Origin of the sequence: Edaphovirga cremea (assembly GCF_003332275.1) — a bacterium.
GTDB classification, from domain to species: domain Bacteria; phylum Pseudomonadota; class Gammaproteobacteria; order Enterobacterales; family Enterobacteriaceae; genus Edaphovirga; species Edaphovirga cremea.
In genome coordinates, this window is sequence record NZ_QOVA01000003.1 from 407720 (window position 1) to 416848 (window position 9129).

Below are 9129 nucleotides of genomic sequence, written 5' to 3' on the forward strand. Positions count from 1 at the left end.
ATCTCGTAAAGCCTCATCGTCAGCGCGTGGGTTTTGCCCTTATATCGGCTGCGGCTATTTTTCATTCCCGAATGATTGATCCGGCCTAAATACGCTTGCAGTTTCCCTTTCCTTACGCATAATATGCGACCTCACATAATAATAATTATCGTTTCCATTCCTAAGTAATTACCATCAGTGGCTACCGGCGCAACTCTATCCCGGCGCTGTAAGACAGGGCGTGATGCAGAATAGACAGACCATGACCGACGTGACTTTTAGCCTGAATCAGGCCAGTTTCACCGTTCCCTCCCGCACGCTGTTGGCACCGCTGTCATTAACTTTTCCACAGGGAAAAGTATGCGGTCTGATCGGCCATAACGGTTCGGGCAAGTCAACGCTGCTAAAGATGTTGGGTCGCCATCAGCCACCGTCTTCCGGTCAGGTTCTGCTCAATGATACGCCCGTGGAACAGTGGGACAGCAAAGCCTTTGCGCGACAGGTTGCCTATTTGCCACAGCAGTTGCCTGCCGCCGAAGGGATGACGGTGCAGGAGTTGGTCGCCATCGGCCGTTATCCATGGCACGGCGCATTAGGGCGTTTTCGCCTTCACGATCGTGAATTGGTTGATGAGGCGATCGCGCTGGTTGGCCTGAAGCCTTTCGCCAAACGTCTGGTCGACAGCCTGTCAGGCGGCGAGCGGCAACGCGCCTGGCTGGCGATGATGGTGGCGCAAGATAGCCGCTGTTTGCTGCTCGATGAACCGACCTCGGCGCTGGATATCGCGCATCAGGTCGAGGTGCTGGCCTTGATTCAGCGCCTGAGCCATGAGCGCGGCCTGACGGTGATTGCGGTATTGCACGATATCAATATGGCTGCCCGCTATTGTGATCATCTGGTGGCGCTGCGCGCAGGCGAAATGATCGCCGAAGGTGAGCCGTTGGAAATGATGCAAGGGACGGTTCTTGAACAAATCTATGGTATTCCCATGGGCATTTTGCCGCATCCAAGCGGTGGTGCGCCGGTGAGCTTTGTCTATTGATATGACCGTTTACCCTGCATGCCCTGATCTCTGCCGCCGTCGCTTGTTACAGGTGACGGCGATGACCCCTTTGCTGGCTTCGCTGCCCGTCTGGGCCGCATCCCACCCCGATCTACAGCGTATCATTGCCCTTGAGTGGTATCCCGCAGAACTGTTAATGACGTTGGGTATCACGCCGCTAGGCGTGGCAGATACCTATAACTATCGCCTATGGGTGGGGGAACCGCGCCTTGATGAGCAGGTCATTGATGTTGGTCAGCGCACGGAACCCAATCTTGAACTGTTGCAACAGCTCAAACCCTCGTTACTGTTGATCTCGTCAGGCTACGGGCCGTCACCCGAAAAACTACAGGCCATCGCCCCAACGATGGGTTTTGCCTTCAATGATGGTTCAGGCAAACCGCTGATGCTGGCGCGTAACTCGCTGAATATACTGGCCGAGCGCTTGGGCTTGCAGGCCGTGGCAGAACGCCATCTGGCCGATTTCGATCTTTTCCTCAAGCAAACCCGCCAGCAATTGCAACCTGTCGTCAAACAACCGCTGCTGCTGTTCTCTTTTCTGGATACCCGTCACGTACTGGTTTTTGGTCGTGGCAGCCTGTTTCAGGATGTGATGGATCAGTTAGGACTGGAGAACGCCTGGTCGGGTGAAACCAATTTCTGGGGCAGCGCCATTATTGGTCTTGAACGTCTTGCCACCGTCAAGAATGCGCAGGCGATCTGTTTTGATCACGGTAATCGCAGCATGCTGGAAAAAGTATCGTCAACGCCGCTGTGGCAATCCCTGCCTTTTGTTCGTCAGCAGCAGTTGAAACTGGTGCCCGCCGTCTGGTTTTATGGCGCGACCCTGTCGGCCATTCGTTTTTGTCGGTTATTGACCGAAACGTTAGGAAAAACGTCATGAGTCGCCGCGCGCTGTTTCTCCCTTCTGTGCTGATCGCCATGCTGTGTCTTGCCGCATTGGCGCTGACCCTCTTCAACCTGCGCCAGCAATTGCCGACTGAACTCTGGTCTGCCGCGCTGTGGCGGCCTGATGCCGACGATGTCCGACAAATGGTGTGGCATTACAGCCTGCTGCCGCGTGTCGCGGTGGCGTTGTTGGCGGGAGCCGGGTTGGGACTGGCTGGTACGCTGTTTCAGCAGGTTTTGCGCAATCCGCTGGCGGAACCCGCAACGCTCGGCGTTTCCGCAGGTGCACAACTGGGGCTGACGGTCGCTACGCTCTGGGCGCTGCCAGGCGGTGAATTGACGGCACAGTTTGCGGCAATGGTGGGGGCGGTAGTCATCGGCCTGCTGGTGTTTGGCGTGGCCTGGGGCAAACGTATGTCGCCAGTGACGCTGATTCTCGCCGGGCTGGTGCTCAGTCTCTATTGTGGCGCAGTGAACAGCCTGCTGGCGCTGTTTAATTACGATCAACTGCAAAGCCTGTTTCTCTGGAGCAGTGGATCGCTGAATCAACAGGATTGGAGCATTGCGGCGTTCCTGGCCCCGCGACTGGCGATTGCGCTGATGTTGGCGCTGTTGCTGTTACGGCCAATGACGCTGCTTGGTCTGGACGACGGCGTTGCCCGTAATCTAGGGCTGGGGCTTTCCACGGCACGTTTGGCTGCGCTCGGGCTGGCGATATTGATCAGCGCGCAATGGGTGAATGCCGTAGGCATTATCGGTTTTGTTGGTTTGTTTGCCCCGTTATCAAGCCGGATGCTGGGTGCCCGGCGCTTATTGAGTCGCCTGTTGTTGTCGCTGGTATTGGGCGCGTTGCTGCTGTGGCTGACCGATCAGATCATGCTCTGGCTGACGCAGGTATGGCGTGAAATTCCCACGGGTGCCGCCACCGCGCTGGTGGGTGCGCCGTTATTGCTTTGGCTGCTGCCGCGCTTGCGTAACAGCGTGACGCCGCCGCCAATGAATCAGGGTGACAGCGTGCCGGTGGAACGACAGAAACCAGTATATTGGTTCGCGGGTGGCCTGATTCTGCTGCTGGCGGGTCTGTTTATCGCGCTCTCTTTCGGGCGTGACAGCAACAGTTGGTACTGGGCGACGGGGGAATTATTCCAGCAAATGCTGCCGTGGCGAGTGCCGCGCGTCGTTGCGGCGCTGGTCGCCGGGATGATGCTGGCTTCTGCCGGGACATTGATTCAGAAGCTGACCGGGAATCCGATGGCCAGTCCCGAGGTATTGGGGATCAGTTCCGGCGCGGCCTTTGGCGTGGTGATTATGTTGTTCATGGTGCCGGGCGATGCCTTCGTCTGGCTTCTTCCGGCAGGCAGTCTGGGCGCTGGATTGACGCTTCTGGTCATTATGCTGGTTTCAGGGCGGAGGGGATTCTCGCCGGAACGCATGCTGCTGGCGGGGATTGCGCTCAGTACGGCCTTTACCACGCTGATTACCCTACTGCTGGCGAGTGGCGATCCGCGTATGGGCGGATTGCTGACCTGGATTTCCGGCTCTACCTACGCGGTCACTTCAGAACAGGCGTGGCGCACTGCCGCCATCGCCGCCGTGTTGATCGTAATGACGCCACTGTGTCGCCGCTGGCTGAAGATATTACCGCTGGGCGGTGTGACCGCAAAAGCAGTGGGTATCGCGTTGACGCCGACCCGCCTGCTTATTCTGCTGCTGACAGCGATCATGACCGCTATCGCTACGCTAACGGTGGGGCCGTTGAGTTTTGTTGGTTTGATGGCGCCGCATATGGCGCGAATGATGGGTTTTCGTCGCGCGGTGCCACAATGGTTGATGGCGACGCTGATTGGAGGACTACTGATGGTATTCGCTGATTGGTGTGGCCGGATGGTGTTCTTCCCCAATCAGATCCCGGCGGGATTGCTGGCCACGTTTATCGGCGCACCTTACTTTATCTACCTGTTGCGCAAACAGGCGGCCTAGAGCGCTGAACTGGCGAGACAGCACGCGTCTCGCCAGAGGGCGTCAAAGGAACAGTTCAAGCAGGGAGTTGAGGAACAACTTGCCTTTCTCGGTGATCTGCCATTCCTCGTCGCTTTCCACGATATAACCCTTTGCCAGCGCGTCATTCAATTGCGGGCGAATCACCGCTTCATCCAGTCCGGTAAAGTCGGCGAACTCATGGCGCGGGGCCGCTTCCAGCAGGCGGAAACGGTTCATGAAAAATTCGAATGGACGATCGCTCTCCTCAACCAGATGCTCTTTTTCCAGATAACGGCCCTGCATATAACCGCGCGGATGGCGCGTTTTTGCTGTGCGCAGGATCCGGCCGTCGCTGAAGGTAATTTTACCGTGTGCTCCGCAACCAATACCGAGGTAATCACCAAAACGCCAGTAGTTGAGATTGTGCTGGCACTGATAACCGGGTTTGGCATAGGCCGACGTCTCATATTGCTGATACCCGGCGGCGGTCATGAGTTGATGGCCTTGCTGATAGATATCCCACAGCGCGTCATCATCGGGAAGGACCGGCGGACGGGAGCCAAACAGGGTGTTGGGTTCGATTGTCAGTTGGTACCACGACAGATGCGGCGGGTTGAGCTCTATCGCCTGACGCAAATCATCCAACGCCTGCTCGAGGCTTTGATCGGGCAGTCCATGCATCAAATCCAGATTAAAGCTGCGCAGACCGAGCGCGGTGGCCAGATGGGCGGCTCGCTTGGCCTCCTGCGGGCCGTGAATACGTCCCAGACGTTCCAGCTTTTGCGCGTTGAAACTTTGCACACCAATGGAGATGCGATTGATACCGGCGTGCTGATAGCCGCTGAAACGATCGGCTTCCACGGTACCGGGGTTGGCTTCCATGGTGATCTCTGCGTCAGGATCCACGGACAAGCGCGCGCGGACACCATCCAGCAGGGTTTGCATCGCCTCAGCGCTTAACAGGCTTGGTGTCCCGCCACCGATAAAAATAGTCCCGACGGTGCGCCCAGCCACTTTCTCCACGTCCAGATCAAGATCGGCCAGCAGATGCCCCACATAGTCGTCATGGGGAACTTCGCCTTTTAACGCATGCGAGTTGAAGTCGCAGTAAGGGCATTTCTGCACACACCAGGGGATATGGATATAGAGGCTGAGCGGGGGGAGCTTACGCATGCTTCATGGCATCCAATAACAACGCCAGCGCTTTACCCCGATGGGATATGGCACTCTTTTCTTCACGGGTCAGTTCCGCCCCGGTTTTGCCTTCTTCATGAACGTAGAAGATCGGGTCATACCCGAAACCGCCTTCGCCAGCCGGAGCAAAGGTAATCTCACCCGCCCAACTGCCGTGGCACACCAGCGGGGTAGGATCTTCCGCATGGCGCATGTAAACCAGCACACAGTGGAATTGCGCCGCACGCTGTCCAGCGGGCACATCTTTCAGGGTCAGCAACAGTTTTTCGAGATTTTGTTGATCGCTGGCATCGACCCCGGCGTAGCGGGCTGAATAGATTCCGGGAGCACCGCCAAGAAAATCCACGGCCAGACCGGAGTCATCGGCAATGGCGGGCAGGCCGGTTTGCTGCGCGGCATGACGCGCCTTGAGAATGGCATTCTCGATAAAGGTCAGCCCGGTCTCTTCTGCGGACTCAACGCCCAGCTCGGTTTGAGCCACGACGTCCAGACCATAGTCGGCCAGCAGATGGGCCAGTTCACGCACTTTACCGGGGTTGCCGGTAGCCAGAACAACTTTTTGCATAGGAAATCCTGATCCTTTGTGATTTTTCATACTGGGGATAAGCCGCGAGGAAACCCGATATATGTACTTTTTATACGTACTTTTATCCCCAAGTACTTGGAGATGCAGGTAGGCAGCAAGTGAACGAATCCCGATGAGCTGACACAAGTCAGTGATTCGGGTGAGTGAACGTAGCTAACACCCCTGCAACTTCAAGGACGAAGGGGAAAGTAATGCTGCGATGGTCTCTGGGATACACTGCGGACTCACTATCCTGATCTGTTTATGCCGCCCCAATTCGCCTTTTTCTATCGTCACGTTGCTTTTCGCAACCTTGAACTGCTTGGCGAGAAATTTAACCAGATGGGCATTGGCTTGCCCATCGACTGGCGGGGCGGTGATGGCGACTTTCAATTCGTCGCCATGCACACCGATAATCTGGTCGCGGCTGGCTTTCGGCTGAATATATAGCCTGATCACCAGCGCGTCCAGTTGTTGTATTACAGGGTTAACAGCCATGCGATGACATCAGCCCGCAGGTAATTGAGTGCATAGAGAATCAGGATCAGAATCATCGCTGAGAAATCAATGCCTCCCATTGCTGGCAGCAATCTTCTGATGGGTGCCATCAACGGTTCGGTCAATTGAATCAGTACATATTCGACCGGGCTGCGTCCCTGGCTGATCCAGCTCATCAGGGCACGGACCAGAACCAGCCAGAAGACCAATTTGCCTGCGGCGGTCAGCAGTTCGATAAAGGAGAGCGGAATATAGACCCATTGGAAAAACAGAACGGGATTCAACAGCCAGTTGATGAAAATCAGCTTAAGCAGCACCAGCACCCAGGCAAGGAGCACGGAAGCGCTATCCAGTGGCCCGACCGAAGGTATAATCCTTCTCAGCGGCGAGATCACCGGTTGGGTAATTTTCACAATGAATTGGGAAAAAGGATTATAGAAATCGGCCCTGACCCATTGCATCCACACGCGGAGCAGCAATACGGACACGTAGAGGTCGATGACAGTAAAAATAAGGAATGTTAAGAATTGCATGTATCAGCCTTTAATATTAAAACTGCTTTTCCATTTCCTGCGCGCGACTGATTGCCGCTTGCATGGCTTGTGAAACGATACCGGTTAAATCCTGCTCGTTGAATACCCGCAACGCCTCGGCGGTCGTGCCACCTTTCGACGTCACCTGTTCACGCAGCGTTGACAGCGGGGTATCAGGACTGGCTTCCACCAGCGCCGTTGCCCCAGAAGCGGCCTGCTGCACCAGTAAGCGAGCCATTTTCGCTGAAAAACCCAGGCTTTCCGCTTCTTTCTGCATGGCTTCCATAAACAGGAAAAAGTAGGCAGGGGCGCTTCCCGCGGCGGCGATAACCTGATTAATGCCGTTTTCGTCATCGACCCAGCACACTTTGCCCACCGCACTCATTAAATCTGCGGTGAATTGGCGATCCTGCAAGTTGACCTGATCCGGCGCGTAGAGTCCGCTCATTCCTTTACCGACCAGCGAGGGCGTATTCGGCATGATCCTGACGATATTCAGCGCATTACCCAACAATTGGTAAAAACGGGCAACGTTGACGCCAGCGGCGATCGACAGCACCAGTTTACCGGAAAAATCGACCTGCTCTTGCAAGTGCTCACACACTTTAGCCATCAGTTGCGGCTTCACGGCCAGAACCACGACGTCAGCCTGCTGCGCGCACTGCACATTATCATCACTGCTGATAACACCGAGCTTTTCCGCCAGTGCGTCACGACGGGTTGTCGACGGTGCACAAACGCTAATCAGCGCAGCCGGATAACCGTTGGCGACCAGACCGGAAATGATAGCCCCTGCCATGTTACCTGCACCAATAAAGGCAATTTTACGATGTTGCATGGTACTCCTTGCTTAGTGTTGTGCGGTTTGCGGCGCACCGTAATCCCGCGCACCAAAAATAGCGGTGCCGATGCGAACCAGCGTACTGCCAGCCGCGATGGCAGCGGCCATATCGTCCGTCATCCCCATGGAAAGCGTATCGATCTGCGGGTAATCCTGTTGCAATGCCTTGAAAGCCTGCGTCATGTTACCAAAAACCGCCAGTTGCCGCTGATAGTCATTTTCTGGTGCGGGGATCGCCATCAGTCCGCGCAGGGTCAGGTGCGGCATCTTCTGGATGGCCGCGGCCAATGGCGCGATCTCATTAAGCGCCACGCCTGATTTACTCTGCTCATCGCTGATATTGACCTGAATCAGCACCTGCAGGGGCGCGATATCCGCGGGGCGCTGCTCGTTGAGGCGGGCGGCAATTTTCAGCCGATCAACGGTGTGGCACCAATCAAAATTCTCTGCAACCAGACGGCTCTTATTCGATTGCAGCGGACCAATAAAGTGCCATTCCAATGCGGGAGAAATGTCACTTTCCTGAAAATGGTGGATCTTGTCCACCCCTTCCTGAACATAGTTTTCACCAAAGGCGCGCTGGCCTGCCGCGATGGCCTCTTTGAGGGCTGCCACAGGTTTGGTTTTGCTCACTGCAAGCAACATCACTTTCTCTGGAGCGCGATCGCACGCTTGCGCAGCGCTGGCGATTCGCTGCCTGACGTCCTGTAGATTCTGCTGAATAGTGCTCATATTGGCTCAGGAGTGTTTCAAATGGATATCGATGAATTTGTGGCTCTTAGTGTAAAGCATAAATATATTGATTTTTATGTTTTTTATTGATGATTTTATTAAAAGTTTAATTTTAACCTACATTTAATCAACTGTCTGATTTTCAGGGACTTACCAATGGTACAAGTTTAGCCGCTATCAGCATATGCACCTAGCTTACCCCCAGTCATTTGAGGTTACCACTGCATCATGCTTTGATACCATCAGCATCAATTTTAATCAGTTTAGTGGCCTCTTTCCTAACTTTATTGAAGGCGTTTTCTCCAGATTTTCCTTTTTTCCGACATGAAGAAGATTTGACTGGATTCACTTTCCTCTGAATTCAGGTGTGCCAGTATCTGGTTTCATCTCTGTTTTGGTGATGGGCCATGAAAAAAGCGATCGCGTATCTCCGGTTCTCCTCGTCTGTTCAGCAGTATGGCGATTCTTTAAAACGGCAAAACCGGCTCGTGGCGGAATGGCTTGATGCCCATCCCGATTACTTGCTTGACAACCTGACGTATAAAGATTTGGGCCTCAGTGCTTATCACGGCACTCACGCCACGCGTGGAGCATTCGCAGACTTCATGGAGGCTGTAGAGGGGGGTTATATTGAATCCGGCACGGTTCTGCTGGTGGAAAGCCTGGATCGGCTGTCACGGGAAAGAATTGGTGAAGCCACGGAGCGGCTTAAACGCATATTAAAGGCCGGTGTCGATGTTGTTACCCTTAGCGACCATACGCATTACACGATTGATTCTTTGGATGACCCTTACTCCCTGATAAAAGCCATCCTCATTGCCCAGCGTGCCAATGAGGAAAGTGAAATCAAATCGCG

10 protein-coding genes are annotated in these 9129 nt (G+C 54.8%); 4 read left to right on the plus strand and 6 right to left on the minus strand.

From position 1 onward, the window contains the following. Positions 1-223 precede the first annotated feature (223 nt). The 3 genes from fhuC to fhuB are packed head-to-tail and all read left to right on the plus strand — an operon-like array spanning position 224 to position 3910. Complete coding sequence (fhuC, locus tag DRI82_RS06980; RefSeq protein WP_114192767.1) at positions 224-1021, plus strand: Fe3+-hydroxamate ABC transporter ATP-binding protein FhuC; 798 nt, start codon at positions 224-226, stop codon at positions 1019-1021. A 1-nt stretch (position 1022) separates the two neighbouring features. Next, a complete protein-coding gene (fhuD, locus tag DRI82_RS06985; RefSeq protein WP_114192768.1) occupies positions 1023-1925 on the plus strand; it encodes a Fe(3+)-hydroxamate ABC transporter substrate-binding protein FhuD in 903 nt (300 codons plus the stop codon). Beyond that, positions 1922-3910 (plus strand): Fe(3+)-hydroxamate ABC transporter permease FhuB, encoded by a 1989-nt coding sequence (gene fhuB, locus DRI82_RS06990; RefSeq protein WP_114192769.1) that lies wholly within the window; start codon positions 1922-1924, stop codon positions 3908-3910. The genes fhuD and fhuB overlap by 4 nt, the downstream gene beginning before the upstream one ends. Positions 3911-3952: 42 nt before the next feature. Here the strand turns inward: fhuB and hemW are convergent, their stop codons facing one another. The 6 genes from hemW to DRI82_RS07020 all read right to left on the minus strand — a co-directional run bounded on the left by hemW (position 3953) and on the right by DRI82_RS07020 (position 8273). Continuing rightward, positions 3953-5083: a radical SAM family heme chaperone HemW gene (gene hemW / locus DRI82_RS06995; RefSeq protein WP_114192770.1), complete on the minus strand. Its 1131-nt coding sequence runs from the start codon at positions 5081-5083 to the stop codon at positions 3953-3955. After that, positions 5076-5669 carry an XTP/dITP diphosphatase gene (locus tag DRI82_RS07000; protein WP_114192771.1) on the minus strand — a complete coding sequence of 198 codons (594 nt, stop codon included), beginning with the start codon at positions 5667-5669 and terminating at the stop codon, positions 5076-5078. The genes hemW and DRI82_RS07000 overlap by 8 nt, the downstream gene beginning before the upstream one ends. Positions 5670-5843: 174 nt before the next feature. Then, complete coding sequence (gene yggU / locus DRI82_RS07005) at positions 5844-6167, minus strand: DUF167 family protein YggU (RefSeq protein ID WP_114192772.1); 324 nt, start codon at positions 6165-6167, stop codon at positions 5844-5846. Further along, positions 6149-6700: a YggT family protein gene (locus DRI82_RS07010; protein WP_114192773.1), complete on the minus strand. Its 552-nt coding sequence runs from the start codon at positions 6698-6700 to the stop codon at positions 6149-6151. The genes yggU and DRI82_RS07010 overlap by 19 nt, the downstream gene beginning before the upstream one ends. Before the next feature lie 16 nt (positions 6701-6716). After that, complete coding sequence (gene proC, locus DRI82_RS07015; protein WP_114192774.1) at positions 6717-7538, minus strand: pyrroline-5-carboxylate reductase; 822 nt, start codon at positions 7536-7538, stop codon at positions 6717-6719. A gap of 12 nt (positions 7539-7550) precedes the next feature. Beyond that, on the minus strand, positions 7551-8273 hold the full coding sequence (locus tag DRI82_RS07020; RefSeq protein WP_114192775.1) for a YggS family pyridoxal phosphate-dependent enzyme: 723 nt from the start codon (positions 8271-8273) through the stop codon (positions 7551-7553). A 407-nt stretch (positions 8274-8680) separates the two neighbouring features. On the opposite strand from DRI82_RS07020, the gene DRI82_RS07025 reads away from it, so the two are divergent. Further along, positions 8681-9129, plus strand: a 449-nt coding sequence (locus DRI82_RS07025) for a recombinase family protein (RefSeq protein ID WP_170138681.1), incomplete at its 3' end; no start/stop codon positions are given.